The organism is Marinobacter sediminicola (assembly GCF_031157525.1).
Classification (GTDB): domain Bacteria; phylum Pseudomonadota; class Gammaproteobacteria; order Pseudomonadales; family Oleiphilaceae; genus Marinobacter; species Marinobacter sediminicola.
On record NZ_JAVIXR010000001.1, the window covers coordinates 322,989 to 349,477 of the forward strand.

A 26,489-nucleotide genomic window follows, 5' to 3' on the forward strand; every position below is an offset into this window, starting at 1 on the left:
AGTTAGATGTTGCGGGCCTGATCAACAGCGTTGCCGATGTAGTTGCCTGGGGTCAGTGCCATCAGTTCCGCTTTGGCACTGTCTGGCATCTCAAGGGTTTCCACAAAGTTCTGGATCACCTCTGGCGTCATGGCTTTTCCGCGAGTCAGTGCCTTGAGTTTTTCGTAGGGCTTCTCGATGTTGTACCGGCGCATCACCGTCTGGATCGGCTCCGCAAGCACTTCCCACGCGTTGTCGAGGTCTTCATCCAGGCGCGAAGAGTTGATCTCCAGTTTGCCCAGTCCCTTCAGGGTGGCTTCGTAGGCAATCAGGCTGTGGGCAAAACCAACGCCCAGATTGCGTAGCACGGTTGAGTCGGTCAGATCGCGCTGCCAGCGGGAAATCGGCAACTTGGCAGACAAGTGGCCAAGTACTGCGTTAGCAATCCCAAGGTTGCCTTCGGAGTTTTCGAAATCAATCGGGTTAACCTTGTGGGGCATGGTGGACGAACCCACTTCGCCTTCAATGGTTTTCTGCTTGAAGTAACCGAGTGAGATATAACCCCAGATATCCCGGTCGAGATCAATCACGATGGTGTTAAAGCGGGCAACGGCGTCGTATAGCTCAGCGATGTAGTCATGGGGTTCAATCTGTGTGGTGTACGGATTGAAGTCGAGACCAAGGTTTTCAATAAACGTTTTGGCATTGGCTGCCCAATCTACTGCAGGATAAGCAGAGATGTGAGCGTTATAGTTGCCTACGGCGCCGTTGATCTTACCCAGAATTTCAATGTTGCCGATCTGCTTGATTTGGCGGCGCAGGCGGTACACCACGTTGGCAAACTCTTTGCCGACGGTGGTTGGTGAGGCTGTCTGGCCGTGGGTGCGTGACAACATGGGTTGTTCAGCATGCTCTTGGGAAAGATCGCTCAGCTTGTTGGCAACCTGGTTCATGGCAGGTAGCAGGCCCTTGGCCAGGCCTTCCCGCAGCATCAGAGCGTGCGACAGGTTGTTGATGTCTTCCGAGGTGCAGGCAAAGTGCACAAATTCGGTGACTGCGTGCAGTTCCGGAACCTCGGCAATTTGTTCCTTGATAAAATACTCAACGGCTTTCACGTCGTGGTTCGTGGTGCGCTCGATTTCCTTGATGCGCTCGGCATTTTGCAGGTTGAAGTTGCTGACCATACCGTCAAGAAAGGCGTTTGCCTCTGGGCTGAATGCTGGAACTTCGGTGATCTGCGGGTGCGCCGCCAATTGTTGCAGCCAACGGATTTCTACCGTCACGCGGTTCTTGATCAGGCCGTACTCACTGAAAATATCACGAAAAACGCTGACTCGGCTGCCATAGCGTCCATCGACCGGGGATATGGCGGTCAGGGCGTTGAGTTCCATTGAAAACCTCTCAAATAATCAAAGAATCGGTTCAGAAAAAGGGATAGACCATAATACACCAGCATGGCGGGTGAATCAGTGGCAACAGATCAGTTATCGAACGAGCGGTTCGCTTTCTCGGCGAGCTCTCGCGCATGTTGAATCACCTTCCGACGGGATAAAACCAGCTGCCATCGGCGTCCGCCGGACTGTCGCCATAGCACGGCGGACCGAATGCCTGCCAGCAGAAGTGCCCGTACTTTGGCGGCATTCTCATCCCGTTGTAGTAGCGAAGGGTTGCCGCTCACCTGAATGCGCAGGCTGAAGGTGCTGATGGTGTCTGTGTAAATGGAAGCCAGGTTGCTGATCAGGTTCGAATGCACGTAGCCAAAATGGCTGGCGGTGTGCCGGGCCTGATCAATTCGGCTGCCAATCACTTCCAGCATGTCGTTGTGACGGTTGAGCTTGGATTCCAGATGAATGAGGTTCAGTACGTAGCGCAGCACCTCAATATCCTGCTGCTTCTTTTGTTCGCTCATAACTGTAGAAAGCGTAACCAGCCCCTCACGCACATCGGCGAGTTCGCCACCATAAACATCGAGGGTGCTGGCCGGGTCAGTTGCAAACAGAGAGCGCAGGCAGGTTTCCAGGCTGTCCGTGTTGCAGGTGCCATTGTTCGCAATTTGCTGAACCAGATTGGCGGCTTGAAATACGCCCGCCAATGCAAGGGTCTGGTCGTGGAGCGACCGGCTCATGGGTGTGCATCCTGTGTACGCTGTGTTGTCAGGACACGATCTGGCAGGGCTTCACCATCACGCCAGGTTTCGGTTATTACGCCACCCCCAAGGCAAATGTCGCCGTCATAGAAAACCACGGATTGCCCCGGCGTCACCGCTCTTTGGGCGTTATCAAAAACAACTTGAACACCACCATCAATAACCGTGACGTCACAGGCCTGATCCGGTTGGCGATAGCGAGTTTTCGCCATGCAGCGGAAACTACTGGCTGGCGGTTTACCTGCAACCCAGTCAATTGGGTCTGATAACAGGCCGCGAGAAAATAGAAGAGGGTGGTGTTTGCCTTGTACTGCAAGCAGTACATTGCGCTCAAGATCCTTCTCGGCCACATACCAGGGCTCGTCATTAAAATCGCTCAAGCCACCAATGCCAAGGCCCTGACGCTGGCCTATGGTGTGATACATCAGGCCTTGGTGTCGGCCGATTTTTATACCATCCGGAGTTTCGATATCACCCGGCTGCGCTGGTAAATACTGCTTCAGGAAGTCGGTAAATTTGCGCTCGCCAATGAAGCAGATGCCGGTGGAGTCTTTCTTGTCATGGGTTATAAACCCCTGTTGCTCGGCGATCCGGCGAACTTCGGGCTTTTCCAACTCACCCACCGGGAACAGGGTGCGAGCGATTCGGTCCCCTGAAACCGCATGCAGGAAGTAGCTCTGGTCTTTGTTGCCATCCAGACCTTTCAGCAGGTGTGCTTTACCTGAGCCATCCGAAAGCGGGCGCTGACGGGTGTAGTGCCCGGTAGCAATGTAGTCCGCGCCCAGGGTAACCGCATAATCCAGAAAGGCCCGGAATTTCACCTCTTTGTTGCACAGAATGTCCGGATTGGGGGTGCGGCCTGCTTTGTACTCGGAAAGGAAGTGTTCGAATACGCGGTCCCAGTATTCGGCTGCAAAGCTTGCAGTGTGAAGCTTTATGCCGATTGCATCGGCCACGGTTTGGGCGTCAGCCAGATCCGTCATGGCGGTACAGTATTCCGTCCCGTCGTCCTCGTCCCAATTCTTCATGAACAGGCCTTCGACCTGATAGCCCTGATCTTTGAGCAACCAGGCAGCAACCGATGAATCGACACCACCGGACATGCCAACGATGACGTGGGTTTTCTCGGGAGACTTTGCTTCGAATGATGGAATTGTCATGACAGCTCTGGGCACCGGTGCAAAACGCGAGAGTTTACCATTTTGTGCTGGTTACGTCTGCGAGTCTGCGATGACATCCAATGGAAAGCACCGACCCTTTCGGTAATCCTCTATGCTTTTGATGACGAGCGGGCTGCGAAGTTTGTCGCCCAGCTGCCGGATGTCTTCCAGCGACAACCAGTGGGCCGCAATAATACCGGTGTCGAGCTCATGGGTTACCTGTTTGCGTGCTCTGCCAATGAAGCAGAAACGGTAGTAGGTCACCCCGTTAGCGGGCGCCTTGTAGGTATACAGCCCGAGAAAGTGCTCGGGCTCGATGTCCCAGCCTGTTTCTTCCAGAGCTTCCCGGCGTACCGCGTCGAGAATGGCCTCGTCTTCCTCAACATGCCCAGCCGGCTGATTAAATACAACTTTGCCGCTGCTGCGCTCTTCAACCATCAGGAAGCGACCGTGAGCATCTTCAACAACCACTGCTACGGTGGCGTGTGGGGTCCAGGTCATGAGCTTCGTCCTCTCCTTGGCGTCTTGGCAGAACGTCTGTGGAACGGTTGTTTTCCAGGGTGTGATGCCGCGGGCAGGTTGATGGCTATCTTTCGGTATTTGCCCGGCTCAAGCCCATCCAACGACCAGTCACCGATACGATAGCGGATCAGTCGCAACGTTGGAAACCCGACAGCAGCAGTCATGCGCCGTACCTGTCGGTTGCGCCCTTCGGTGATGGTCAGTTCCAGCCAACTGGTGGGTACCGTGTCGCGGCGGCGCACGGGTGGTGTCCTGGGCCAAAGCTCTGGCTCCGTGATTATGCGTGCTTTTGCAGGCTTGGTGGGGCCGTCTTTGAGTGTCACCCCTGCTGATAGCTTTTCTATGGCGCGTGCAGAAAGAGTGCCTTCAACCTGAACCAAATAGGTTTTAGGCATATTTTGCCCGGGCGATGCAATTCGATGCTGAAGAGCCCCATCACTTGTAAGTAATAGTAGCCCCTCCGAATCGTAATCCAGCCTGCCAGCAGGGTAGACGCCTGGAATGCGAATCCAGTCGGCCAGGGTGGCCCGTGATGCTCGCCCATCAGCCATAGGCTCGTCGGTAAATTGGCAGAGTACTTGGAAGGGCTTGTTAAAGAGAATAAGTTCAGCCACAGAGGTGTCTCCAAGGCGGGGAAATGAGGTTAGGAAGGGAGGTTACGGAGAAAAGGCGGAGTTTGGAAGCACTAGGCAGGTTGAGTGCTCTGCGCACAAACAAACAAGAGCCTGCCGGATTGCTCCGGCAGGAAGGCTCACTATGTGCACGGTTAGTGTGACAAAGCCGCCTTAGCCGTTCATGGCGCGAGGAGAGTGGTCCTCGTGCTCGGCTGTATCTTGCCCGGCTGTGTTTGACGAAGCCGGATGCTCATCTGGCACTATGTTTACGGCATGCACGCCTTTGTCGCTAGGTTTCTTCTCGAAACTGACCGTCTGGCCGGCTTTGAGCGTTTTATACCCATCTATCTGCACGGATGAAAAGTGGGCAAACAGGTCGTCACTGCAGCCATCTTCAATGATGAAACCGTACCCTTTGGCATTGTTGAACCACTTTACCTTGCCTCTTGGCATGATGAACTCCCTTGTTCCTTTGCTGTCACTTGTTGTTGTTAGCTTCAAAACCAGCTTTGAATATTTTTTTCCGGTTTTGGCTCTACGAGACAGTTACATGAACTGCTCATATATTTACATTATTTTACACGGTAGGTTAACTGTCGGTGAAACCCGGGGTCGAGTCAATAGCTTGTATTGCGGTATTGTGTGGTTGAACGCAGTCCGGAAGCGGTATCATGTTCGTATTGTTAATTATCTCACGCTCGGGTTTGGATTTGACTTGAAAACCCGGTACCAGGCAACCACATTAATGAAGGACACCGATAACCGGTAAAGAATGATGCGGACTATCGAAAATTCTCTACTAGTATTAAATCAGGGGGAGGAAGAACTGCCAGGACGTCATGACGATCTGAGCGTTGCTCCCGAAAAGCCTGCACTGAAGCGTCCGGCACAATATAAGGTGATGCTTCTGAACGACGATTACACACCCATGGATTTTGTAGTGGATGTGTTGATGACCTTCTTCGGTATGAATGAAGAAAAGGCGACACAGGTGATGCTGCTCGTCCATACGCAGGGAAAGGCGGTATGCGGGGTGTATACCCGAGACATCGCGGAAACAAAGGCGGCACAGGTGAACCAGTATTCCTCTGAATGCGACCATCCGCTCCTTTGCGAGATTGAATGTGCAGACTGATACAAGTTGGGGTGGCCCATGCTGAGCAAAGATCTTGAAATTACGCTGAATTCGGCCTTTAAAAGTGCCCGCGACAAGCGCCATGAGTTCATGACCGTAGAGCATTTGTTGTTGGCTCTGCTGGAGAATGAATCTGCAGTGGGTGTTCTCAAAGCCTGTGGTGCAGACCTCAAGCAGCTTCATGATGAGCTGGTTGAATTTGTGGACTCCACAACACCATTGATTCCGGGTAGCGATGACGAGCGCGAGACCCAGCCAACACTAGGGTTTCAGCGAGTATTGCAGCGCGCCGTATTTCATGTGCAATCTTCTGGCAAGAAAGAGGTTACCGGTGCCAATGTTCTGGTCGCCATTTTCAGTGAGCAGGAAAGCCAGGCCGTGTATGTGCTCAAGAAACAGAGCGTTGCACGCATTGATGTCGTCAACTTCGTGTCCCATGGCATATCCCGTGTTCAAGGCGCTGAAGATCAGGATGGCACTGAGCAGGCGTCACTTGAAGATTCTGGCGAAGAAGGTGGGCAGTCCAAACCTTTGGAGACATACGCTACCAACCTGAATGAACAAGCCCGTCAAGGACGGATTGATCCGTTGATCGGTCGTGAACATGAGGTTGAACGCGTGGTGCAGATTCTTGTGCGCCGGCGCAAAAATAACCCTTTGTTGGTCGGTGAGGCTGGCGTAGGCAAGACTGCTATTGCAGAAGGACTTGCCAAGCGCATCGTCGATGGTCAGGTACCGGATATTATTTCCGACGGCGTCGTGTATTCGCTGGATCTTGGCGCACTTTTGGCAGGAACCAAGTATCGCGGTGACTTCGAGAAGCGCCTGAAGGCACTGCTGGCGGAGTTGAAAAAACAAAAGCACGCAATTCTGTTTATCGACGAGATTCACACCATTATTGGAGCGGGATCTGCATCTGGTGGCGTAATGGATGCCTCGAACCTGCTAAAACCAATGCTGAGCTCAGGTGAGATTCGTTGTATTGGATCCACGACGTATCAAGAATTCCGTGGCATTTTCGAGAAAGACAGTGCGCTGGCCCGTCGCTTTCAGAAGATCGATGTGAACGAGCCGAGCGTTGAGGATACCTACCAGATTCTCAGGGGGCTCAAGTCGAACTTCGAAAAGCACCACGATCTGAAATACACAGATCGGGCTTTGCGCGTCGCTGCAGAGCTGGCGGATCGTTACATCACTGATCGCCACCTGCCGGATAAAGCCATTGACGTAATTGATGAGGCTGGCGCAAGGCAGCGTCTGATGCCTGAGGATAAACGCCTGAAAACGGTGGATGTCCCGGAGATTGAGGATGTGGTTGCGAAGATCGCTCGTATTCCGCCGAAGAACGTGTCTACCAGCGACAAGGATCTGCTGCGCAATCTGGAGCGTGATCTCAAGATGGTGGTGTTCGGACAGGATCCCGCCATTGAATCGCTGACAATGGCAATCAAGCTGGCCCGTGCCGGTTTGAAAGCGCCAGAGAAACCCCAGGGTTCCTTCCTGTTTGCCGGGCCCACGGGCGTTGGTAAGACAGAGGTGACCAAGCAGCTTGCGAAAGCGCTTGGGGTCGAACTGGTTCGGTTCGATATGTCGGAATACATGGAGCGCCACACAGTTTCTCGTCTGATTGGTGCCCCACCGGGGTATGTAGGATACGACCAGGGCGGTTTGTTAACGGAATCTGTTAACAAACACCCGCATTGTGTTCTGCTGCTGGACGAAATCGAGAAGGCGCACCCGGAAGTGTTCAACCTGCTTCTGCAGGTTATGGACCACGGTACCTTGACCGATAACAACGGGCGCAAGGCTGACTTCCGCCACGTGATTCTCGTGATGACCACCAACGCCGGAGCTGAAAGCATGGCTCGCCGCTCGATGGGCTTTAGCGAGCAAGACCACAGCAGTGATGGTATGGAAATTATCAGCAAGACCTTCACGCCGGAGTTCCGCAACCGTCTGGATAGCATTATCCAGTTCGGGGACCTGCAGAGGGACACCATCACTCACGTTGTGGACAAGTTCCTCACCGAGTTGCAGGCGCAGCTGGATGAAAAGCACGTGGTTCTGCATGTGGATGATGCGGCCAAGTTGTGGCTTGCGGATAAGGGTTATGACGTCGCGATGGGTGCACGCCCCATGGCGCGGTTGATTCAGGACAAGATCAAGCGCCCACTTGCTGAGCAGATACTGTTTGGCAGGCTGTCCGAGAAGGGCGGGGATGTATTTATCCACCTCAAGGATGATGAGTTGGTGTTCGATTATGAGGATGAACCTGCAGAAGCCGTCTGAGGCGGCTGGCAGGCCAGCCAAGCAAAGGCACTAACAAAAAAACCGCTGCAGTGATGCAGCGGTTTTTTTATTCGTCTTCGAAGTCGGCCGTAATATTAACGGGCGCGGTACACAATTCGGCCTTTGCTCAGATCGTAAGGCGTCAATTCAACCTTGACCTTGTCGCCGGTCAGGATGCGGATGTAGTTTTTACGCATCTTGCCGGAAATGTGAGCGGTAACAACGTGCCCGTTGCTCAGCTCAACGCGAAACATGGTGTTCGGAAGGGTATCAAGAATAACCCCTTCCATTTCAATAGCATCTGTCTTCGCCATTCAGTAAAAACCTCTGTTGAAAATACTTTCCGTAATTTTAAATTGCGCAATTCTGCCTTATTTGTAGCCGTTTGGCAAAGTGAGTTCATTATTGGCGGCAAATAAAGCCGCTTATTACCGGTTTATATCGGTATTTACGTGTCATGCCGTGTTATTCGGTTGTCAGGACTCGCCACTGACCATCATGGAGCGCTTCCAGGGGCTTGAACCGCGTTTTATAACTCATTTTGTTGCACTGCTTTATCCAGTATCCAAGATAGAGGTGCGGCTGTTTGCGTCTTTGCGTCTCTTCAATTTGCCAGAGAACGGCAAAGGTGCCCAAACTACGGCCCTCTTGAGCCGGATCGAATACGGTATAGATGGCGGAGAGCCCGTCATCCAGAACGTCGACTGCGGCCAATGCTAGCAGTTCTCCGTCTTTGCGCATTTCCAGGAACCAGGAGTCGGAGTTTCCTTCCACCAGAAAGGAAATGAACTGCTCACGGGAGGGCGGGTACATGTCACCGTCTTTATGGCGCAGTTCCACATAGTTGGCATAAAGCCGATAGTAGCTCTCATTGAAGGCGGCCGGCACCAGTGTGCATTCCAGATCACTGTTCTTTTTCATGACCCGGCGTTGGTTGCGATCCGGTTGGAAGTGATTCACGTTCAGTCGCACCGGGATACAGGCGTTGCACGCTTCACAGTGCGGGCGATAATAATGTGAGCCGCTGCGCCGGAAGCCCAGTGCGGTCAGTTGGCTATAGAGTTTTTTGTCGATTTGGGCGCGCGGGTCGACAAACATAGTTGTCGCTTCGCGATCTGGAAGATAGCTGCAGTCGTGGGCTGGTGTTGCGTAGAACACCAGAGTTCTCAGACTACTCATTTACGCCTCCGGCCGGTTCCACTGCCAGTCGAATGTCCAGTTGCTCTGGTTCGGTTTTTTGTCCGCATACTCACTGATTATAGATAAGAACTCGTTTCTTGGTAGGGTGCGTGCGCCCATGCTGAGAAGGTGAGAGCTTTCTACCTGGCAGTCCATGATTCGATAGCCCCAGTCTTGCAGTTGGTGGGCAAGATGGACCATGAGCACTTTGGATGCATTGGTTTCCAGGGAAAACATGGATTCGCCAAAGAAGCATTGCCCAATGGCCAGCCCGTACATGCCGCCCGCCAACTCGCCTTTCTGGTTCCATACTTCGATGGAGTGGGCGACTCCCTGGCGGTGCAGGGCTGAGTAACTTGCGATCATGTCGTCGGTTATCCAGGTGCCTTCGCTGCGGGTGGAGGCGCACAAGCGGATGATTCGGCTGAAGGCTTGGTCTGTAGTGACGCTGAAGCGCCTCTGGTTGAGCGTTCTGCGCAGGCTTCGGGATATGTGTATGTTTTCGGGGAAGAGCACGCAACGGGGGTCTGGGGACCACCAGAGTATGGGTTGGTCGTCGCTGTACCAGGGGAAGATGCCGCTGCGGTAGGCGAGGATTAGCCGTTCTGTGGAGAGATCACCACCCAGCGCGAGGAGGCCATCGGGGTCGTCGAGGGCTTCATCGGCTGAGGGGAACCACAGCTGGTCGGGGTCTAGCCAGGGTAGTGAAGTCATCCTGTCTTTTGCCGATAACTCTTAAGCTTGCTGATCCAGAAACTTTTCGGCATCTAATGCAGCCATGCAACCGAAACCGGCGGAGGTTACGGCCTGGCGGTAAACGTGGTCGGCTACGTCGCCGGCGGCGAATACGCCCGGGATGCTGGCTTGTGTGGCCATACCTTCGAGGCCGGACTGGATCTTGATGTAGCCGTTTTCCATGTTCAGCTGGCCTTCGAACAAGCCGGTGTTGGGCTTGTGGCCGATGGCGATGAACACGCCCGCCAGGTCGAGATCCTGTTTGGAGTCGTCTTTCATGCTTCTGATACGCATGCCGGTTACGCCGGTGCCGTCGCCCAGAACTTCGTCGAGGGTGTGATCCCAAACGATGTTGATGTTGCCGTTTTCCGCTTTGTCGAAGAGTTTGTCCTGCAGGATTTTCTCTGCGCGGAGGCTGTCGCGGCGGTGTACCAGGGTGACTTCTGCGGCGATGTTCGAGAGGTACAGTGCCTCTTCAACAGCAGTGTTGCCACCACCGATCACGGCGACTTTTTGTTTTTTGTAGAAAAAACCATCGCAGGTGGCGCAGGCGGATACGCCCTGGCCTTTGAATTTTTCTTCCGACTCCAGGCCGAGGTACATGGCAGACGCACCGGTAGCGATGATGAGGGCATCGCAGGTGTATTCGCCGCTGTCGCCTTTGAGGCGGAAGGGGCGGGTCTGTAGGTCTGCTTCGTTGATGGTGTCGTATACGATGTTGGTCTCGAAGCGCTCAGCGTGTTTGAGCATGCGCTGCATGAGTTCCGGGCCTTGTACGCCGTCGTTATCGCCTGGCCAGTTGTCTACGTCGGTGGTGGTGGTGAGCTGGCCGCCGACTTCAATGCCAGTAATCAGGGTCGGGTTGAGGTTTGCCCTGGCTGCGTAGACAGCGGCGGTGTATCCGGCGGGGCCGGAGCCGAGGATGATTAGCCGGGAATGTTTGGTTTCGCTCATGGGTGTCTCTCGTTTGTTCGGTACGTGTCGGGCTCATTGGGAGCCTGTATTGCGAGGAAGGGCAAAAGGCTATCACGAAAGCAGCAAGCTTCCATTTGTTTTGCTCAATTCCTCCGATAAAGCAATGCTATCTATGCGGTTACTCCAGTACCGAAACGCTGGCCAGCAGTTGGCGTACGCGTTCAGAACTTTTTCCGGATTCGCCTTGTTCGAGGCGGTGTTCGGCAATCGACGGGAATACTGCTTGTATATCATCAGGTAGTGCGTGGCGGCGGCCTTCCATCAACGCCCAGGCTTTAGTGGCTCTGAGCAACCCAAGCCCGGCTCTGGGTGACAAACCATAGAGCAGTCCGGGCATGCGGCGGCTTTGTTCCAGCAAGCGTTGGATGTAGTCCAGCAGTGCCGGGCTGGCGGTTATGCGGGTTACCTCTTCCTGAAGTTTGGCGAGCTCGGTCTCGGAGAGCAGGGTGCCGAGCCTGTCTGTCATTACTCGGCGATCTTCGCCTTCCAACAACTCCCGCTCTGCTCTCGGGTCGGGATAGCCAAGCCGAATACGCATCAGAAAACGATCAAGCTGGGATTCCGGCAGAGGGTAGGTGCCGCCTTGTTCTGTAGGATTCTGGGTGGCAATTACAAAAAACGGATGGGGTAGTGGTCGGGTTTCGCCTTCAATGGATACTTGGCGCTCTTCCATTGCTTCCAGCAGTGCGCTCTGTGTTCGTGGCGACGCGCGGTTGATTTCGTCTGCCAGGACCACCTGGGCAAAAATAGGGCCCTGGTGGAATACCAGACTCCCTGCTTGTTTGTCGTACATGGAATAGCCCAGCACATCAGCGGGCAACAAGTCGTTGGTAAACTGAATGCGCTGGTAACTAAGCCCCATCACTTTGGCCAGTGCATGGGAGAGGGTGGTTTTGCCCATGCCTGGAATGTCTTCAATCAGCAAGTGACCACTGGCGAGCAGGCCACAGAGGGCCAAGCGAACCTGGTGCTCCTTGCCAAGCAGGATCTGGTTCAGTTCGGTAACTACGTTGTCCACCAGGTTTTTCATGCCGGGTTCAGTCCCTCACTCTTTTTAGAATGTCGCCGTAGGCGTCGATGCGACGGTCTCTGAAGTACGGCCAGATGCGACGAATAGATTCAGTGCGATGGCGATCAAGGGTGACACTCAATATGCATTCGCTGCTGTCGTCGGCCCGGGCGAGGAACTCGCCTTGAGGACCGCAGATAAAACTATTGCCCCAGAAGAGTATACCGTCGGAATGCCCGGTGGGATCCGGTTCAGTGCCTACCCGGTTGGGCGCAACTACCGGGAGGTTGTTGGCCACGGCGTGGCCCCGTTGAACGGTGACCCAGGCTTCCAGTTGACGGGCTTGCTCATCCGGAGTGTCTGTTATGTCCCAGCCGATGGCGGTGGGGTAAATCAGAATTTCGGCGCCGGCGAGCGCCATCAGGCGTGCCGCTTCCGGGTACCACTGATCCCAGCAAACGAGAACCCCAAGCTTACCTACCGAGGTTTCGATGGGGGAGAACCCGCTGCGGCCGTCGTTGAACTCGGCATCACCCGGGGTGAAGTAAAATTTCTCGTAGAACCCCGGGTCGTCCGGAATGTGCATTTTGCGATACAGGCCAGCAATGGCCCCATCGGTCTCGATGACCACAGCGGTATTATGATAAACACCGTTCATGCGTCGCTCAAACACAGAGCCCACAATAACGACGTTCAGTTCCCGAGCCAGGTCTGAAAGCTTTTCGCTGGTGGGCCCAGGAATGGGTTCGGCCAGGTCAAATATGCTTGTATCTTCGATTTGGCAAAAATACTGGGTTGCGTGAAGCTCTTGCAGAATAACCAACTCAGCGCCACCGGCGGCCGCTTCGCGAATCAGCATTTCGGAGGTGGCGAGGCTGGCGGCTTTGTTTTCACTGCACGCCTGCTGAATTGCAGCTACTACAAGCTGGCTTGAATTCCGGGTTCTGCCGGGGTTATGACTCATAGCGTGACAACTCCTTCCGGGATCTGCATGGTGACGCAGTGCAGGCTGCCGTGCTGTTTGACCAAGGGGCGGCAGTTAATCGGGATTATCTCCCGGTCAGGAAATATCCCGCTCATAATTCGAGTGGCTTCTTCATCCTGAGGTACATCGTATACAGGTAATAGCACCGCGCCATTAATGATCAGAAAGTTAGCGTAGGTGGCTGGCAGGCGTTCGCCTTCGTCACCGAATACCGGGTCAGGCCAGGGGAGTGCTGTGAGCTTGTAGGGCGAACCATCCCGCTGGCGGAACTCCTGAAGGTCTTCTTCCATGGCTGCGAGGGCACTGTAATGCTCATCTGCCACGTCCGGGCAGGCCACGTAGCAGATATGGTCCGGGGCGCAAAAGCGGGCCAGAGTATCAATATGGCTGTCAGTATCGTCGCCGGCCAGATAACCATGGTTTAGCCACAGAATCCGATCTGCCCCCAGCATTTCAGTCAGCAGCTGCTCAATGGCACCGCGGTCCATGGAGGCATTGCGTGAGGGGGTCAAAAGGCATTCGCTGGTGGCTAGTAAGGTGCCTTCACCATCCGATTCGATGGAGCCACCCTCCAGGACAAAGTCCACCGCTTGCATGGGGGTAGTACCAAACACTCCAAAATTCGCAATATGACGGTTGAGTGCATCGTCTTTCTCCCAGGGGAATTTGCCCCCCCAGGCGTTGAAACGAAAGTCCAGCAGGGTGGGCTCGCCATCGGTTATTACGGTAATCGGGCCGTGATCGCGAGCCCAGGTGTCGTTTGCTGGCGCAGGGACAGCGCGCACCCGTCCGGGCAGGTTTTGTTGGCTGGCCCAGGCGTTTAGCTCGCGCTCAAGGTCTTGCAGTCGAACCACGTGCTCACAGCTGATTACGAGATGTTGGAAATAGAGAACCGAGCGGGCAATTTCCAGAAATACGGGCTCTACCTCATCAATAATCCCTGCCCAGTCGGTACCCGGGTGAGGCCAGGTAAGTACAACGGCGCTTTGGGGTGCCCACTCAGCGGGCAACACGCGTAGGGATGTCACTTTACAGTCACCTTAAAATTGCAAAAGCCGCCATTCTATAAAAAAGGCGGCATGTCGTCTGAATGTGTGCCCTGAACAGGTGGGCGGGAAGAACACCGTGTCGAAAAATGTCAGCGCTGAGGTGTCAGGACCGAGTGTATGACACGATCATTTTCGAAATAGACCACAAAATTACCGTAATTCCACTGGCTGATCGGCGGATGGCCGATAGGACCCTCAATGGAAGCTGGCTGGCCCCATGAGGCTTTTACCGAAGCCTGTGTGGTACCTACCCGGGGCACGCTTTGGTCGCTTCTGTCTGCTTGGCTGCCTACAGGTACACGGAGTTCTTCCGCAAGTGCGCCGGTAACCGGGGCGAAAGCCATAATAAATAGTGCCGATACCAGGGTGCTGGTCAGGACTCGCTTCATTGTCATTGATCGTTCTCCACTCATACTTGAGCCTCCGGCAAGCACTCCGGAGACATGGATAAAACGTAATATCCGAGAATTAAAGGCAAAAGTCACATGTTTTCGCCAGTCTACTCTTTTTGGCGCTGACGAATCTGCCAACGCATCACATGTCTGGCGATTTGCTGACGATCCCCATCTTGTATCTGGATAAAGCCCGTATGAACCCTTGCTCTGCCTGTTTCGGTGGCCTGCACATCCAAAACCTGTGCCACGGCTCGGGGCTGGAATAGTTCTGGCGGCAAAGTCATGCGGACTGCAAGCTTATCGCCAGTTTGCCATGCTTGTGGGCTCCCCGAAAAGGCCAGACCACCCTCGCTCAGAGTTACGTCTTGCCAGTCCTCCGGTTGCAAGGGATTTTGCTGAAAGGCCATAATGCGCGCTAGCGTATCCAGCTTCCCATTCAAGGACTTTACCAGACCGGTAAGCAGGCGGTCTTGGTCGGCAAGACTGGCGAGCTGAGATTTGATGTCCTGATCCAGTCGTCTGAAGTCTGCTTTCAGCGTCTCGATATGGTCGTCGTTGAAAGGGTTGTCGCTAAACTCGGCTGAGTGCGACAGCTTCCGGACTTCCAGGCCAATCCGGTCTTCGATGCGGAAAAATTCCCGACGCTCAGGTAGATTGTCTGTCGGTTCGAAAGGCGTATCTTCGGTGTGCATTCAGGGCTCCGCGAGCAAGGATTTCAGCCAGTAGTAAAAGTTTAGCAGTTTCCCACCGCACTGAAAGGCTGCGAGGGGAATTCCAGACCACGACCGATCTGAAGGTAGCGACAGGCACCTCTCCATGTTCAGACCCTTATCGTTTTATATCGGCTTGCGTTACACCGCGGCCAAAAGGCGTAATCATTTTATTTCCTTTATATCCCTCACCTCCATGATCGGGCTGATGCTTGGTGTGGCCGTACTTATTATCGTGCTGTCCGTAATGAATGGTTTTGATCGTGAGCTCAAGCAGCGCATCCTGGGCATGGTACCCCATGCAATCATTCAGGGCAGTGGGCCGATTGCAGACTGGGAATCAGTGGATGCTCAGGTGCAGCGGCACCCGAGAGTTCTGGCTGCGGCTCCGTTCATTCAGGGGCAGGGCATGGTTACCGGCGGTGGTGAAGTGCGGGGCGTTATGCTCAACGGCATACTTCCGGAGGAAGAGCGTTCTGTCTCCATCATCGAAAACCACATGATTGAAGGCAAATTGGACGATCTGGTTTCCGGTGAGTTTGGCATTATTGTGGGCCGTACCATGGCGGCGAGCTTGCGTTTGCAGCTAGGCGATAAAGTGACCGTGGTGCTGCCTGAGGCTTCAGTTACCCCCGCCGGCGTGCTGCCCCGCCTCAAACGGTTTACCGTAAAAGGCGTTTTCAGTGTTGGCGCAGAACTCGATGGCAATTACACGCTGATTCACATGGATGATGCGGCGAAGCTGATGCGAACCGGAGGTAAGGCGCAGGGTGTTCGGCTATTGGTTGATGATCTTTTTGCTGCCCCCAAGGTTGCAGAAGAGGCTGCAAGAGAGCTCTCTGGCCGTTATTACATTTCAGATTGGACCCGCACCCACGGAAACCTGTTCCAGGCCATTCGCATGGAAAAAACCATGATCGGCTTACTGCTGATGTTTATTGTGGCAGTGGCGGCGTTCAACATCGTGTCCACACTCGTGATGGTGGTGACCGATAAAACCGCGGATATCGCCATTCTCCGTACCATGGGCGCAACGCCCGGGCACATCATGCGGATTTTTATCGTACAGGGGGCGGTCATCGGTGTGTTTGGCATTCTGATTGGCACCACGCTTGGCGTCTTGGGTGCCCTCAATATCAGTGCGTTTATTTCCTGGCTTGAAGGCGCCCTTGGGCAGCAGTTCCTGAGTGCGGATGTGTATTTCATCAGTTACTTGCCTTCCCAGCTGCAATGGAATGACGTAGCCATAATCAGCGGTGCAGGGCTTGCTATGAGTTTGTTGGCGACTATCTACCCGGCGTGGAGAGCGTCGAGAGTGGATCCTGCGGAGGCTCTTCGATATGAATAAGGAACCTGAAGCCATGAAGGATACGCCTCTGGTGATCGACTGCCGTCAGGTTACCCGCACCTACACACAGGGGCCGGAAAAGCTGACAATTTTCTCCGACATATCGCTGGAAGTTACAGCCGGCGAAACGGTAGCGATTGTAGGGAGTAGTGGTGCCGGCAAGACAACGCTGCTTAATCTCCTTGGCGGGCTCGACAAGCCGTCTACCGGGCAGATTTCGATCTGTGGCAAGGATATCCATCGCCTGTCCGAATCAGGTCGGGCCCGTTTCCGTAATCGTCATCTGGGGTTTGTGTATCAGTTCCATCATCTGCTGCCAGAGTTCACTGCACTTGAGAACGTCATGATGCCCTGCGCGCTTGGCGGGATGGCCGTTAATGATGCCCGCGCCCGGGCGCAATCAATTTTGCAAAGGGTTGGGCTGGCAGAGCGTCTTGAACATAAGCCTGGGGAGCTATCTGGCGGTGAGCGTCAGCGTGTTGCTATAGCCCGGGCGCTGGTGAACGAGCCGGATTGTGTGTTGATGGATGAGCCCACGGGCAACCTTGATGAGCACACGGGTGAAGGGGTTCGGGCACTTATAGAATCTTTGAGGGATCAGTTGGGGATTGCGTTTGTCATGGTAACTCACGATATGAAAATGGCGCGGAGTCTGGGGCGGGTGCTTAGGCTTGAGCAAGGTCGGTTGGTTCAGGAGGTCTGATCGCGGGAACGCCGGAGCTCTCTGCGGACCCGGCGGCGCAGTTGCCAATCGGTGCGAATTTTCCGACGCCAGATAAACTGAATCGCCAGATACGCTATACATGCGGAAACCGTGGCGACTATCAGCGATCCCAGGTAGAGGGGGATGCCGATATCCACCAGGCGCTCACTGAGCCACGACCATGAGAGATGTAGGTCAAAACTTAGAACGGGCCGATTTAGCGCCCAGGCGCCCACCTTGTAATTGAAATAGAACAGGGGGGGCATGGTAATCGGGTTGCTGATCCAGACCAGCACCACGGATAGCGGCAGGTTGGCGTTGAGCCAGATGGCAAAGAAGGCAGCGGCAATCATCTGGAAGGGCATGGGGATCAAAGCGAAAAACACACCGATCAGAAAAGCCCGGGAAACACTGTGACGGTTGATATGCCACAGGTTGGGTTCATGCAGGATATCGCCAAGAAAACCAAGCGATTGCATCGCTTGCACCTTCTCAGGTGTTGGCAGATAACGTTTCATGAACTTCTTCGGCATTGGGAATGCTCTACCTTCAAGTAGAATGAAACATCCGGCGTCAAGGAAGCCGCCGACGGATAAAGACATCGGGAGGACAAGGATTGTCCGGAAGCTCTACAGCAATAGGCGTTTTCGCTTTTTCCTGCGGCGTCATCTTACTTTATAGATTGGCGGTGTTGCCAGCTCAAGTGTGCCAGCTCCTGGCCATAGTCCCGGCTTTATTGTGGTTTTTGCCCGTTCGCAGGTTGTTGCCTGGATCGGTTTGGGCGCTTGTGATTGGCCTGGCATTGGGTATCGCCTGGGCATCCATGTGGGCCAGTGAACGCCTGGGGCACGGGCTCCCCGAGGGCCTAGAGGGCGAGCGAGCCAAGGTTTCAGGTTATATCTGCAATCTTCCATCAGCCGGCAGCTTTAACAGCATCCGCTTCAGCTTTTGCGTGACTCGTTGGTACGGGCTTTCACTAACCCAAGAGGCCTACGATTCACTCCCCACAACATTGCGTCTGGCTTGGTATGGTCAGCGTGAAGTTATGCTCCCGGATCATCGCCTGCGCCTTGAGGTAGTCCTGAAGCAGCCCCACGGTACGCTGAACCCCGAGGGGTTTCGCTACGAAGACTGGTTGTTCCGAAAGGGGTATCGCGCAACAGGCAGCGTGCGCAGTGCGATTCCGGATCCATCCGTCGTTTGCGCGCTAGAGTGCCGGTATCATCGCCTTCACGCCCAGCTGGCGGAATGGGTAGACAGGCAGTTTGCCGAGGCCCGCCACCACCCGTTGATTGCATCATTGCTGATTGGCAACCGCGGCCATTTGTCATCGGAGCACTGGGGCGTTCTAAAAGCGACAGGAACCATTCATCTGGTTGCTATATCGGGTCTTCATCTGGGGTTGGTTGCTCTGGGCACAGGGTTCGCGACACGTCGTGTTCTATTGGCAGTGTCCTCTACCCGGTTCAGTGAGCGATCCGTCCGCGTATCAGTGTTTAGTGTAGTGCTTGTTTGTAGTCTGTTGTATGCATTGGCGGCAGGGTTCACGGTGCCAACACGCAGAGCCTTGATTATGGTGGCGGTCGGTAGCTGGTTTTTGCTGAACGCCTGGCAGGTGCCTGTTTGGCAGTCGCTTGTGATCGCGCTTGGGCTTGTGCTTCTGTTCGATCCGTTTGCTCCGCTGGATCAAGGGTTCTGGCTGTCGTTTGGAGCCGTCTCTATTCTCATGTGTACGTTTGCGGGTCGCCTGGGTGGTACAGGGTGGCTGGCCGGCTTGTTTATTGCTCAGGGAGCCGTATTTGCCGGGCTTTGGCCGCTACTTGAGCTGGTAGGCCAGGGGCAGCCAGTTGCGGGATTACTCGCGAATATTGTTGCTATCCCTTGGGTTTCCCTCGTACTTATGCCGGTGCTTCTCGTAGGTGGGATTGCTGTCGCGGTGTTTCCGGCTTTGGTCGATCTGGTTATTCCGTTGATGGATGCCTTGCTTGGAGTTCTGTGGAGCTTTCTTGGCGTGGTCGCCAGCATGAGTTGGCCCGATCTTCATGGCAGCACCTTTGAAATTGTCGCGTTTGCCTTGTTGGTGTTGTTGGTTGTATTGGTGCCCATTCGGACATTTCGGGCGGTTGGGATAGTTATTTTGGCGAGCTGGGGGGTTGCCGCGAGTTTTCCGGGTAAGCCCGGTAATCCAAGCCTTGCACAGCCTGAAGTCAGAGTTTGGGATGTTGGGCAAGGCCTCTCTGCTATGTTGAGGGCGGGCGACCAGGTGTTGCTCTATGACACAGGGCCTGAAGTGAAAGGCGTGTTTTCAGCTGCGGAATCTGTGCTGATACCCAATCTCAAAGCCTTGGGGATAAAACGCATCAATACATTGGTTATAAGCCATGCCGATGGTGATCATTCCGGCGGGATCAGCCAGATCCTTGAGCAATTTGATGTTGGTCGTGTCGTAACCGGTGAGCCAGCTGCTGTTCGTGCCAAGCTGGAGCATGCCGAGGCTGTGAGTGTCCTTGGATGTGCGGGCGAGGAGGTACTGGGAGGTGAGCTGTTGATTTCATTCTGGCGTGCCGGGGGCAGGGTCGAAGGCAATGATGCATCCTGTGTTCTTTCTGCCCGGCAGGGCCACGCCGCGGAATGGCTGTTTCCGGGCGATATCAGTTCACCTATCGAGGCTCAATATTTGAAAGTGTCCAGAAACCTTCGGGCTGAAAGTCAGCCCCGTGAGCGCGTTGTTATTGCGCCGCATCATGGCAGTAAAACGTCGTCGTCCAGTGCCTGGGTTGAGGAATTGAAGCTTGACATAGTGATCTATACGGCCGGCTACCGGCATCGATATGGACATCCTCACAGGGATGTAACCGCACGCTACCGGAGCGGAGGCGCCACAGCGTTTAACACGGCATGTTCGGGCGGGCTGGTGTTGGCCGTGGATAATGGCGCTGTAAAAACGACAGAAGCCCGCCACTCAGTACCCTTCTGGATTGGCGGCCCGGGCCTTACCAGAGCCAAGTGTGAAATACCGTGACATTGCGGGTGTGGCCTCGACCTGCAGCTATGCTAAAGTAGCGCGGCTTGTTAACAATCAGGGAGATCAAGCGTGTTCGAGCTGTTGAAAGCTGGTGGCATTCTCATGGTGCCAATTATTGCCTGTTCCATTCTGGCACTCGCGATTATTCTGGAACGTTTCTGGACGCTTCGTGCGTCACGTGTTGCACCGACTCAGACCATTAATGAACTTTGGCGCTGGATCAAGAAAAAAGAGCTTAATAGTCGCAAGCTGAAGGCACTGCAAGGCTCATCACCTTTGGGTCGTATTCTTGCGGCGGGTCTCATGAATGCCAAGCATGGCCGTGAGATTATGAAGGAGAGTATTGAGCATGAGGCTACCCAGGTAATTCATGAGCTGGAACGCTTTTTGAACCCTCTGGGCACCGTTGCAACCATAACACCCTTGTTGGGCCTACTTGGCACTGTGATCGGCATGATCAAGGTGTTTGCTGAAATCCAGCTTGCCGGTGTGGGTAATGCCGGCAATCTTGCTGGCGGCATCTCCGAAGCTTTGATAACCACCGCAGCGGGACTGAGCATTGCTATTCCTGCTCTGATTTGTCACCGCTATTTTATCCGGCGAGTAGACGAGCTGGTGGTAGGTATGGAGCAAGAAGCCATCAAATTGGTTGAAGTTGTTCACGGTGATCGTGAAATCGACGTAGAAGGGGCCTGAACGCCGTGAAGTTCACACGCCAGAGAAGCCAGGAAGTTGGGGTAGACCTGACGCCGCTGATCGATGTGGTGTTCCTGCTGCTGATTTTCTTTATGGTCTCAACGACTTTCACCCGGGAAAGCCACCTTCAGGTGGTGCTGCCAGAAGCCAGCGGCGAGCCGTCTGCAGCATCCGAAGTGAAGCAGATAGATGTTGTTATCAATGCTGAAGGCCAGTATATCCTTAACGATAAAGCGCTCGTGAATAATCGCCGTGAGACGCTTGAACGGGGGGTGAGTGAGCTGGCTGAAGGCGACACCGCCTTACCATTCGTGATTACGGCAGATGCCCGGACTCCCCATGAATATGTGGTCAGAGCTATGGATGTTGCGGGGCGCCTTGGTTTTGCCAAGCTGAGTATTACGACAGAACGTGAGGCCGAAACCCAGTGAGCCAAGCCGTACCGCCACCAGAACCCCAAGCGGTTAAACCCGGCGAAAGCTGGGAGACCTACAAGCGCCTACTTGCGTATGTAAAACCGTTTTGGTTGGCGTTCTCGCTTGCAGTTGTTGGTAACATCATTTACGCGGCTGCCTCCACGGGGATGGCCGCTGCGATGGAATATGTTATCGCGGCCATCGAAAACCCCACTGAACAAAACCGGATTTTGCTGACAGCCTTGATCATAGGCATGTTTACCTTCCGTGGAATCGGGACGTTTCTAAGCCAATATTTCATCAGCTACGTCGGCCGACAGGTTATCAACTCCCTTCGCACAGATGTGTTCAACCGCCTGATGACTCTGCCATCCCGTTACTTTGACGAAAATGCTGCCGGTAGGTTGGTTTCCAAACTGACTTTTAACGTAGAGCAGGTGGCGGAAGCCACCACAAATGCCGTCACCATAACCTTGCGGGAAGGCCTTACAATTGTCGGTCTTCTTAGTTTTATGCTGTATACCAACTGGAAGTTGACTCTGATATTTCTGGCGGTTGGGCCACTGATTGGGGCAGTTGTGAGTTACGCCAGTAAGCGATTCCGCAAAATCAGCCAGCGCATTCAAGGCTCTATGGGCGACATAACCCACGTGGCCTCTGAGTCCATCACCGGGTATCGGGTTGTCCGAACGTTTGGTGGTGTGGAATACGAAAAGCAGCGTTTTCAAAAGGTTAACGATAGAAATCTGAAGCAAAGCCTGAAGATGGCCTCTACCCAGGCAATCAGCGTGCCGGTGATTCAGACGTTGGTGGCCGTGGCAATAGCTGCGTTGGTCTGGACCATGTTGTCCCCGGAAATTAGAGGTGAGATGAGCACAGGGCAGTTGGTGGCCTTCATTACTGCCGCCACCACCATGGCCAAGCCGATTCGTCAGGTGACCTCGGTTCACGCGCAAATTCAGAAGGGTGTGGCAGCGGCCTACGATGTGTTTGAAACCATCGACGAGGCCCCGGAGCAGGACCCCGGTACCTTTTCGCCTGACCGTGTGGAAGGCAACATTGAATTTGATGATCTCGCGTTTCGCTACCGTGATCAGCTCGATAATGTATTGGAAGGTATTTCCATTGATATCCCTGCGGGTCAGAGCGTGGCGCTGGTCGGGCGCTCTGGCAGCGGTAAATCAACCTTGGTGAGCCTGCTGCCCCGGTTTTATGAATATACCGGTGGCGATATCCGCATTGATGGGCGCTCCCTCAAAGACTTCTCCCTTAAAGCACTGCGAAGCCAGATTGCACTGGTGACTCAGAACGTGGTGCTGTTTAACGATACTATTGCGGCCAATATTGCCTATGGTGCGCTTCGGGACTGCAGTCGGGAAGAAATTCGTGAAGCGGCGGCCAAAGCTCATGCATTGGAGTTTATCGACCGAATGCCTGAAGGGCTCGACACCATGATTGGTGACAATGGCGTGATGCTCTCAGGTGGTCAGCGGCAAAGGCTGGCGATTGCCAGGGCCTTGTTGAAAGATGCGCCCATATTGATTCTGGATGAAGCCACCTCCGCTCTGGATACTGAGTCTGAGCGTCACATACAGAAAGCATTGGAAACCGTTATTCAGGGCCGAACCACGTTGGTTATTGCCCACAGGCTTTCAACCATTGAGAGCGCAGACCGAATATTGGTTATGGACAACGGTCGTATTGTTGAATCGGGGCGCCATGAAGAGCTACTCGCACAGAAAGGCGCTTATGCCCAGTTGCACCAAATGCAATTCAGCGAGCACTCATGACATCCCTGGTAGATCGCCTCTGGTATGGCAAAGGTCGTCCTTTGGTCTTGTTGTCACCGTTTTCATGGCTTTACCGGGCCATTGCTGAAGCGCGGCGGCGCAAAGCGATGACGGCTTATACCGAAAAGCTACCGGTTCCGGTTGTGGTGGTGGGTAACATCACAGCCGGGGGTACGGGTAAATCCCCGTTAACAGCTTGGCTGGTCAGCATTATGAAAGCTGAGGGTTGGCACCCTGTCGTTCTTAGCCGTGGGTACGGTGGCAGCGCGTCTGAGCACCCATTGTTGGTAACCCCGGACACCTTGCCGTCACTTGCCGGGGATGAGCCAGTTATGTTGTCTCAGGCAACCGGCGTACCCGTGGTTGTTGACCCGGATAGGCGCAGGGGTGCGGCGTTCGTGCTCGATAATGCGCTAGGCGATGTGTTGATCAGCGATGACGGCCTGCAGCACTACAAGCTACCACGGGATGTTGAGTTATCAGTGTTTGATGCTGCACGTGGAATAGGCAACGGTGCGTTGATACCTGTGGGTCCACTGCGTGAGCCAGTAAGTCGGCTGGATACGGTTGATTTTGTGATCGTTAACGGCGCAACCTCTGTCGACGAAGCGGGCCAGGTGTCTCCGGAAGTACTGGCGGGCCTTAAGCACCCACATATGTATGCCATGAGACTTCAGCCAACGCGCCTGGTCAACCTCAAAACCGGTGAAACCCGCTCACCCGAAAGCTTGCAGGGCCAAAAACTTCGGGCCATAGCTGGCATAGGAAACCCCACACGTTTTTTTGATACGCTCAAAGGCTTGGGGGCAAAGTTAATTGCTGTGCCTTTTCCCGATCATCATCGCTTCCGCCCGGAAGATCTTGGCTCCGAGGCGGGTCACATGCTGGTGATGACGGCCAAAGATGGCGTCAAATGCAGCAGTTTTGCACCGGATAATGCCTGGGTGCTCCATGTTGAGGCAGTGTTGCCTGAGGCGTTTAAAGCAGCTGTTCTTGAAAAATTGCGGGCGAGCTCCGGAGCGCCTGCTTCCTAACTGTCAGTGAGATAGCACTATGGACAAAAAACTCGTGGCTCTGCTTGCCTGCCCGGTATGCAAGGGCGAGCTGAAATTGAATGAAGCAAAAACCGAACTGACGTGCTTTGCGGACGCCATGGCGTTTCCTGTCCGCGAGGGTATTCCGGTTATGCTGGCCACTGAAGCGCGCACTCTAAGCACCGACGAACGTCTTCACAAAAGCTGAGCAGGCTCTCTGCAGGATCGAATCCCCATGTCTTTTACGGTAGTGATTCCGGCTCGTTATGCCTCTACCCGGTTACCTGGCAAACCGCTGCTGGATATAGCCGGCAAACCCATGATTCAGCACGTGTGTGAGCGTGCGTCGGAAAGCCGGGCAAGTCGCGTAGTTGTTGCTACGGATGATTCGCGTATTCAGGCCGCCTGTGAAGCCTTTGGCGCTGAAGTTGTCATGACTTCCCCCAACCATGTTAGTGGTACCGACCGCCTTGAAGAGGTGGTACGTAAGCTGGGCCTGGACCCAGACCACCGTGTGGTGAATGTGCAGGGAGACGAACCCCTGATCCCCGCCGAGCTGATTGATCAGGTGGCAGTCAACCTGGAGCGCTACCTGGATGCGGCAATCTCGACACTCTGCGAGCGGCTCCATGACCTCGAACAGGTGTTCAATCCCAATGTTGTGAAGGTTGTGTTTGATGCAGAGGGTATGGCCCACTACTTTAGCCGCGCCCCTATTCCCTGGGCGCGGGATCACTGGAGCGGTATAGGTAAAGACAATCTTGCGTCACCCAATGCGGCGGCGGCCCTTAAAGATGGTACCGGGTACTTTCGCCATATTGGCATCTACGGTTATCGCGCGCGGGTGTTGAGCCAGTTTGTGTCCTGGGCGCCAGCGCCAACAGAGCAGGCCGAGTCTTTGGAACAGCTAAGAGCATTGTATAACGGTGCCCGCATCCATATTGAAGTAGCCGCGGGAACACCACCAGCGGGCGTTGATACAGAGGCTGATTTACAGCGGGTAAGAGCCTGGATGGCTAAATCGGTTGAAACAGGAGAAAGTAAGGCATGAGCATGCAGGTCAGTGTCCTTTTTGTGTGTCTTGGCAATATTTGCCGATCGCCAACGGCAGAAGGACTGTTTCGGAAGCTGGTGCAGCAGGCTGGCTTGCAGGACAAGGTTTACATCGACTCCTGCGGAACCAGTAACTGGCACATAGGAAAGGGGCCAGATGCGCGCTCAATTGCAGCTGCCAACAACCGTGGCGTTGATATTAGTGTCCTTGAAGCGCGCCAGTTTACTGAAAAAGATCTGGATACCTTCGATTATATAATCGTAATGGACCGTCAGAATCTGGCCGATGTAAAGGATATATGGCACCAGAATGGCGGCACTAAGCCGACGCTTTTTCTGGAATACGGCAGCTCAGATCTCACTGAAGTTCCTGACCCTTATTATGGTGGTGAAGAGGGTTTTGAACATGTGCTTGATCTGATTCAGGATGCCGGCGAGGGCCTGCTACGGGATATTCAGGAGCGCATGTCGTGAGTTTTGGAGCGGAACTTCAGGAGAACGTGGGGCTTTTGAAGCTCAACACCCTGAGCGTGTCCGCTACCGCAAGATACTACATGGATGCTCAAAGCCTGGATGACTTGCGCAGCGCACTGGCATGGGCCCATGAAAACGACCACCAGACACTGGTCCTCGGAAGTGGCAGTAATCTGGTTTTTGCCGGAGACTTTAACGGCCTGGTGATTCGTGTACGAATAGCAGCCCGCTATTGGGAGCATGTGGACGAAACAGGCGCTACGTTGGTTCTGGGAGCTGGAGAAAACTGGCATGGGGCGGTTCTCTATGCAGCTGGATCCGGGTACAAGGGTATAGAGAACCTGGCGCTTATTCCTGGAACGGCCGGAGCGGCGCCAGTGCAGAATATAGGTGCCTACGGCGTAGAACTATGCGATACGCTGATTTCCGTAACAGCCTGGGACCGCGAATCTGACCAACTGGTTTGTCTTGATAACGCAGACTGCGGCTTTGCCTATCGGGATAGCCTGTTCAAACGCTCGCCTGGGCGTTACATCATTACCGAGATCAGGCTCCGTTTGTCCCGTATCAAACCCCTAAAGCTAGGATACCGCGATCTGGAAGAATACTTTGGGGATGCTGCCTCTAAGGATCTGGACGCACTGGCCGTGGCTGAAGCCGTGATGGCGGTGCGCCGTCGGAAATTGCCAGATCCTGAGATGATTCCTAACGTAGGCAGTTTTTTCAAAAACCCCGTGGTACCCGTCGGAAAGTTTGAAGAGCTGCAAGCCATGTATCCGAACGTGGTTGGCTATCCGCAGACTGAGGCCGTAAAGCTGGCGGCAGCATGGCTGATTGATCAATGCGGTTGGAAAGGCTATCGGAATGCTACGGTGGGTGTTCATAACCGGCAAGCACTGGTTTTGATAAATCATTCTGGCGGAACAGGGAAGGATGTACTGGAACTGGCTTCAGATATTCGCGAGTCGGTGCAGGAACGTTTTGGTGTAGCTTTGGAGATGGAGCCAGGAATTGTAGGGGGCTGACAGCCTCAAGCAACTTCCAGCCCCACACATGCTGACAGTAGCT

The 26,489-nt window shown here is 54.3% G+C and carries 29 protein-coding genes; 13 read left to right on the forward strand and 16 right to left on the reverse strand.

Annotated elements, in window-relative coordinates; all coding sequences use genetic code 11:
• Positions 1-2: 2 nt before the first annotated feature.
• The 6 genes from purB to RG807_RS01450 all read right to left on the reverse strand — a co-directional run bounded on the left by purB (position 3) and on the right by RG807_RS01450 (position 4,874).
• Complete coding sequence (purB, locus tag RG807_RS01425; RefSeq protein ID WP_309043256.1) at positions 3-1,370, reverse strand: adenylosuccinate lyase; 1,368 nt, start codon at positions 1,368-1,370, stop codon at positions 3-5.
• Positions 1,371-1,459: 89 nt separating this feature from the next.
• Positions 1,460-2,104 (reverse strand): high frequency lysogenization protein HflD, encoded by a 645-nt coding sequence (hflD, locus tag RG807_RS01430; RefSeq protein ID WP_298447626.1) that lies wholly within the window; start codon positions 2,102-2,104, stop codon positions 1,460-1,462.
• Positions 2,101-3,285 (reverse strand): tRNA 2-thiouridine(34) synthase MnmA, encoded by a 1,185-nt coding sequence (gene mnmA, locus RG807_RS01435; RefSeq protein ID WP_309043257.1) that lies wholly within the window; start codon positions 3,283-3,285, stop codon positions 2,101-2,103. The genes hflD and mnmA overlap by 4 nt, the downstream gene beginning before the upstream one ends.
• Positions 3,286-3,336: 51 nt before the next feature.
• The gene (locus tag RG807_RS01440) at positions 3,337-3,786 is read right to left on the reverse strand and encodes an NUDIX hydrolase (protein ID WP_309043258.1); all 450 of its coding nucleotides are present in this window, start codon (positions 3,784-3,786) and stop codon (positions 3,337-3,339) included.
• The gene (locus RG807_RS01445) at positions 3,783-4,421 is read right to left on the reverse strand and encodes a pseudouridine synthase (protein WP_309043259.1); all 639 of its coding nucleotides are present in this window, start codon (positions 4,419-4,421) and stop codon (positions 3,783-3,785) included. Before RG807_RS01445 ends, RG807_RS01440 begins: the two co-directional genes overlap by 4 nt.
• 171 nt (positions 4,422-4,592) lie before the next feature.
• The gene (locus RG807_RS01450; protein ID WP_309043260.1) at positions 4,593-4,874 is read right to left on the reverse strand and encodes a cold shock domain-containing protein; all 282 of its coding nucleotides are present in this window, start codon (positions 4,872-4,874) and stop codon (positions 4,593-4,595) included.
• Positions 4,875-5,196: 322 nt separating this feature from the next.
• On the opposite strand from RG807_RS01450, the gene clpS reads away from it, so the two are divergent.
• Both clpS and clpA read left to right on the forward strand, forming a co-directional pair.
• A complete protein-coding gene (clpS, locus tag RG807_RS01455; protein ID WP_298449510.1) occupies positions 5,197-5,556 on the forward strand; it encodes an ATP-dependent Clp protease adapter ClpS in 360 nt (119 codons plus the stop codon).
• Positions 5,557-5,574: 18 nt separating this feature from the next.
• Complete coding sequence (gene clpA, locus RG807_RS01460) at positions 5,575-7,845, forward strand: ATP-dependent Clp protease ATP-binding subunit ClpA (protein ID WP_309043261.1); 2,271 nt, start codon at positions 5,575-5,577, stop codon at positions 7,843-7,845.
• Between the two features lie 95 nt (positions 7,846-7,940).
• On the opposite strand, the gene infA is transcribed toward clpA, so the two are convergent.
• The 9 genes from infA to RG807_RS01505 all read right to left on the reverse strand — a co-directional run bounded on the left by infA (position 7,941) and on the right by RG807_RS01505 (position 14,864).
• Positions 7,941-8,159, reverse strand: a complete 219-nt coding sequence (gene infA, locus RG807_RS01465) for a translation initiation factor IF-1 (protein ID WP_071263575.1) — start codon at positions 8,157-8,159, stop codon at positions 7,941-7,943.
• 151 nt (positions 8,160-8,310) lie between these two features.
• Positions 8,311-9,024 carry an arginyltransferase gene (locus tag RG807_RS01470; RefSeq protein WP_309043262.1) on the reverse strand — a complete coding sequence of 238 codons (714 nt, stop codon included), beginning with the start codon at positions 9,022-9,024 and terminating at the stop codon, positions 8,311-8,313.
• Positions 9,025-9,738 (reverse strand): leucyl/phenylalanyl-tRNA--protein transferase, encoded by a 714-nt coding sequence (aat, locus tag RG807_RS01475; protein ID WP_298447614.1) that lies wholly within the window; start codon positions 9,736-9,738, stop codon positions 9,025-9,027.
• Positions 9,739-9,759: 21 nt separating this feature from the next.
• Positions 9,760-10,713 carry a thioredoxin-disulfide reductase gene (gene trxB, locus RG807_RS01480; protein WP_309043263.1) on the reverse strand — a complete coding sequence of 318 codons (954 nt, stop codon included), beginning with the start codon at positions 10,711-10,713 and terminating at the stop codon, positions 9,760-9,762.
• Positions 10,714-10,852: 139 nt separating this feature from the next.
• Entirely contained in the window at positions 10,853-11,764 is a 912-nt protein-coding gene (locus RG807_RS01485) for an AAA family ATPase (RefSeq protein ID WP_298447611.1), read from the reverse strand.
• A 7-nt stretch (positions 11,765-11,771) separates the two neighbouring features.
• The gene (locus RG807_RS01490; RefSeq protein ID WP_298447609.1) at positions 11,772-12,707 is read right to left on the reverse strand and encodes a carbon-nitrogen hydrolase; all 936 of its coding nucleotides are present in this window, start codon (positions 12,705-12,707) and stop codon (positions 11,772-11,774) included.
• Positions 12,704-13,756 (reverse strand): agmatine deiminase family protein, encoded by a 1,053-nt coding sequence (locus RG807_RS01495; protein WP_309043264.1) that lies wholly within the window; start codon positions 13,754-13,756, stop codon positions 12,704-12,706. The genes RG807_RS01490 and RG807_RS01495 overlap by 4 nt, the downstream gene beginning before the upstream one ends.
• 110 nt (positions 13,757-13,866) lie before the next feature.
• Positions 13,867-14,190 (reverse strand): hypothetical protein, encoded by a 324-nt coding sequence (locus tag RG807_RS01500; RefSeq protein WP_309043265.1) that lies wholly within the window; start codon positions 14,188-14,190, stop codon positions 13,867-13,869.
• Between the two features lie 86 nt (positions 14,191-14,276).
• Positions 14,277-14,864 carry a PilZ domain-containing protein gene (locus RG807_RS01505; RefSeq protein WP_309043266.1) on the reverse strand — a complete coding sequence of 196 codons (588 nt, stop codon included), beginning with the start codon at positions 14,862-14,864 and terminating at the stop codon, positions 14,277-14,279.
• 124 nt (positions 14,865-14,988) lie between these two features.
• Here RG807_RS01505 and RG807_RS01510 point away from each other — a divergent pair, with 124 nt between their 5' ends.
• Positions 14,989-16,230 carry a lipoprotein-releasing ABC transporter permease subunit gene (locus RG807_RS01510; RefSeq protein ID WP_298447601.1) on the forward strand — a complete coding sequence of 414 codons (1,242 nt, stop codon included), beginning with the start codon at positions 14,989-14,991 and terminating at the stop codon, positions 16,228-16,230.
• 13 nt (positions 16,231-16,243) lie between these two features.
• Positions 16,244-16,933: a lipoprotein-releasing ABC transporter ATP-binding protein LolD gene (lolD, locus tag RG807_RS01515; protein ID WP_309043483.1), complete on the forward strand. Its 690-nt coding sequence runs from the start codon at positions 16,244-16,246 to the stop codon at positions 16,931-16,933.
• Here lolD and RG807_RS01520 read toward each other — a convergent pair.
• Complete coding sequence (locus RG807_RS01520) at positions 16,921-17,466, reverse strand: DUF2062 domain-containing protein (RefSeq protein ID WP_309043267.1); 546 nt, start codon at positions 17,464-17,466, stop codon at positions 16,921-16,923. The genes lolD and RG807_RS01520 overlap by 13 nt on opposite strands.
• 83 nt (positions 17,467-17,549) lie before the next feature.
• Here RG807_RS01520 and RG807_RS01525 point away from each other — a divergent pair, with 83 nt between their 5' ends.
• The 9 genes from RG807_RS01525 (at position 17,550) to murB (ending at position 26,446) form a co-directional block, all read left to right on the forward strand.
• On the forward strand, positions 17,550-19,955 hold the full coding sequence (locus RG807_RS01525) for a DNA internalization-related competence protein ComEC/Rec2 (RefSeq protein WP_309043268.1): 2,406 nt from the start codon (positions 17,550-17,552) through the stop codon (positions 19,953-19,955).
• Positions 19,956-20,027: 72 nt separating this feature from the next.
• The gene (locus tag RG807_RS01530; protein WP_309043269.1) at positions 20,028-20,654 is read left to right on the forward strand and encodes a MotA/TolQ/ExbB proton channel family protein; all 627 of its coding nucleotides are present in this window, start codon (positions 20,028-20,030) and stop codon (positions 20,652-20,654) included.
• A gap of 5 nt (positions 20,655-20,659) precedes the next feature.
• On the forward strand, positions 20,660-21,085 hold the full coding sequence (locus tag RG807_RS01535; RefSeq protein ID WP_309043270.1) for an ExbD/TolR family protein: 426 nt from the start codon (positions 20,660-20,662) through the stop codon (positions 21,083-21,085).
• A complete protein-coding gene (msbA, locus tag RG807_RS01540; protein ID WP_309043271.1) occupies positions 21,082-22,860 on the forward strand; it encodes a lipid A export permease/ATP-binding protein MsbA in 1,779 nt (592 codons plus the stop codon). Before RG807_RS01535 ends, msbA begins: the two co-directional genes overlap by 4 nt.
• Entirely contained in the window at positions 22,857-23,894 is a 1,038-nt protein-coding gene (lpxK, locus tag RG807_RS01545; protein ID WP_309043272.1) for a tetraacyldisaccharide 4'-kinase, read from the forward strand. Before msbA ends, lpxK begins: the two co-directional genes overlap by 4 nt.
• Before the next feature lie 19 nt (positions 23,895-23,913).
• Entirely contained in the window at positions 23,914-24,102 is a 189-nt protein-coding gene (locus RG807_RS01550) for a Trm112 family protein (RefSeq protein WP_309043273.1), read from the forward strand.
• A 27-nt stretch (positions 24,103-24,129) separates the two neighbouring features.
• Entirely contained in the window at positions 24,130-24,945 is an 816-nt protein-coding gene (gene kdsB, locus RG807_RS01555) for a 3-deoxy-manno-octulosonate cytidylyltransferase (RefSeq protein WP_309043274.1), read from the forward strand.
• Positions 24,942-25,421, forward strand: a complete 480-nt coding sequence (locus tag RG807_RS01560; RefSeq protein ID WP_309043275.1) for a low molecular weight protein-tyrosine-phosphatase — start codon at positions 24,942-24,944, stop codon at positions 25,419-25,421. The genes kdsB and RG807_RS01560 overlap by 4 nt, the downstream gene beginning before the upstream one ends.
• Positions 25,418-26,446, forward strand: coding sequence for a UDP-N-acetylmuramate dehydrogenase (gene murB / locus RG807_RS01565; protein WP_309043276.1), 1,029 nt, complete (start codon positions 25,418-25,420; stop codon positions 26,444-26,446). Before RG807_RS01560 ends, murB begins: the two co-directional genes overlap by 4 nt.
• Positions 26,447-26,489: the final 43 nt, after the last annotated feature.

Excerpts from the sequence above, each read along its gene's own strand:
- purB (WP_309043256.1), bottom strand. The coding sequence starts at position 1,370 with ATGGAACTCAACGCCCTGACCGCCATATCCCCGGTCGATGGACGCTAT.
- hflD (WP_298447626.1), bottom strand. The coding sequence starts at position 2,104 with ATGAGCCGGTCGCTCCACGACCAGACCCTTGCATTGGCGGGCGTATTT.
- mnmA (WP_309043257.1), bottom strand. The coding sequence starts at position 3,285 with ATGACAATTCCATCATTCGAAGCAAAGTCTCCCGAGAAAACCCACGTC.
- RG807_RS01440 (WP_309043258.1), bottom strand. The coding sequence starts at position 3,786 with ATGACCTGGACCCCACACGCCACCGTAGCAGTGGTTGTTGAAGATGCT.
- RG807_RS01450 (WP_309043260.1), bottom strand. The coding sequence starts at position 4,874 with ATGCCAAGAGGCAAGGTAAAGTGGTTCAACAATGCCAAAGGGTACGGT.
- clpS (WP_298449510.1), top strand. The coding sequence starts at position 5,197 with ATGCGGACTATCGAAAATTCTCTACTAGTATTAAATCAGGGGGAGGAA.
- clpA (WP_309043261.1), top strand. The coding sequence starts at position 5,575 with ATGCTGAGCAAAGATCTTGAAATTACGCTGAATTCGGCCTTTAAAAGT.
- infA (WP_071263575.1), bottom strand. The coding sequence starts at position 8,159 with ATGGCGAAGACAGATGCTATTGAAATGGAAGGGGTTATTCTTGATACC.
- RG807_RS01470 (WP_309043262.1), bottom strand. The coding sequence starts at position 9,024 with ATGAGTAGTCTGAGAACTCTGGTGTTCTACGCAACACCAGCCCACGAC.
- aat (WP_298447614.1), bottom strand. The coding sequence starts at position 9,738 with ATGACTTCACTACCCTGGCTAGACCCCGACCAGCTGTGGTTCCCCTCA.
- trxB (WP_309043263.1), bottom strand. The coding sequence starts at position 10,713 with ATGAGCGAAACCAAACATTCCCGGCTAATCATCCTCGGCTCCGGCCCC.
- RG807_RS01485 (WP_298447611.1), bottom strand. The coding sequence starts at position 11,764 with ATGAAAAACCTGGTGGACAACGTAGTTACCGAACTGAACCAGATCCTG.
- RG807_RS01490 (WP_298447609.1), bottom strand. The coding sequence starts at position 12,707 with ATGAGTCATAACCCCGGCAGAACCCGGAATTCAAGCCAGCTTGTAGTA.
- RG807_RS01500 (WP_309043265.1), bottom strand. The coding sequence starts at position 14,190 with ATGAGTGGAGAACGATCAATGACAATGAAGCGAGTCCTGACCAGCACC.
- RG807_RS01505 (WP_309043266.1), bottom strand. The coding sequence starts at position 14,864 with ATGCACACCGAAGATACGCCTTTCGAACCGACAGACAATCTACCTGAG.
- RG807_RS01510 (WP_298447601.1), top strand. The coding sequence starts at position 14,989 with ATGTTCAGACCCTTATCGTTTTATATCGGCTTGCGTTACACCGCGGCC.
- lolD (WP_309043483.1), top strand. The coding sequence starts at position 16,244 with ATGAAGGATACGCCTCTGGTGATCGACTGCCGTCAGGTTACCCGCACC.
- RG807_RS01520 (WP_309043267.1), bottom strand. The coding sequence starts at position 17,466 with ATGCCGAAGAAGTTCATGAAACGTTATCTGCCAACACCTGAGAAGGTG.
- lpxK (WP_309043272.1), top strand. The coding sequence starts at position 22,857 with ATGACATCCCTGGTAGATCGCCTCTGGTATGGCAAAGGTCGTCCTTTG.
- RG807_RS01550 (WP_309043273.1), top strand. The coding sequence starts at position 23,914 with ATGGACAAAAAACTCGTGGCTCTGCTTGCCTGCCCGGTATGCAAGGGC.
- kdsB (WP_309043274.1), top strand. The coding sequence starts at position 24,130 with ATGTCTTTTACGGTAGTGATTCCGGCTCGTTATGCCTCTACCCGGTTA.
- RG807_RS01560 (WP_309043275.1), top strand. The coding sequence starts at position 24,942 with ATGAGCATGCAGGTCAGTGTCCTTTTTGTGTGTCTTGGCAATATTTGC.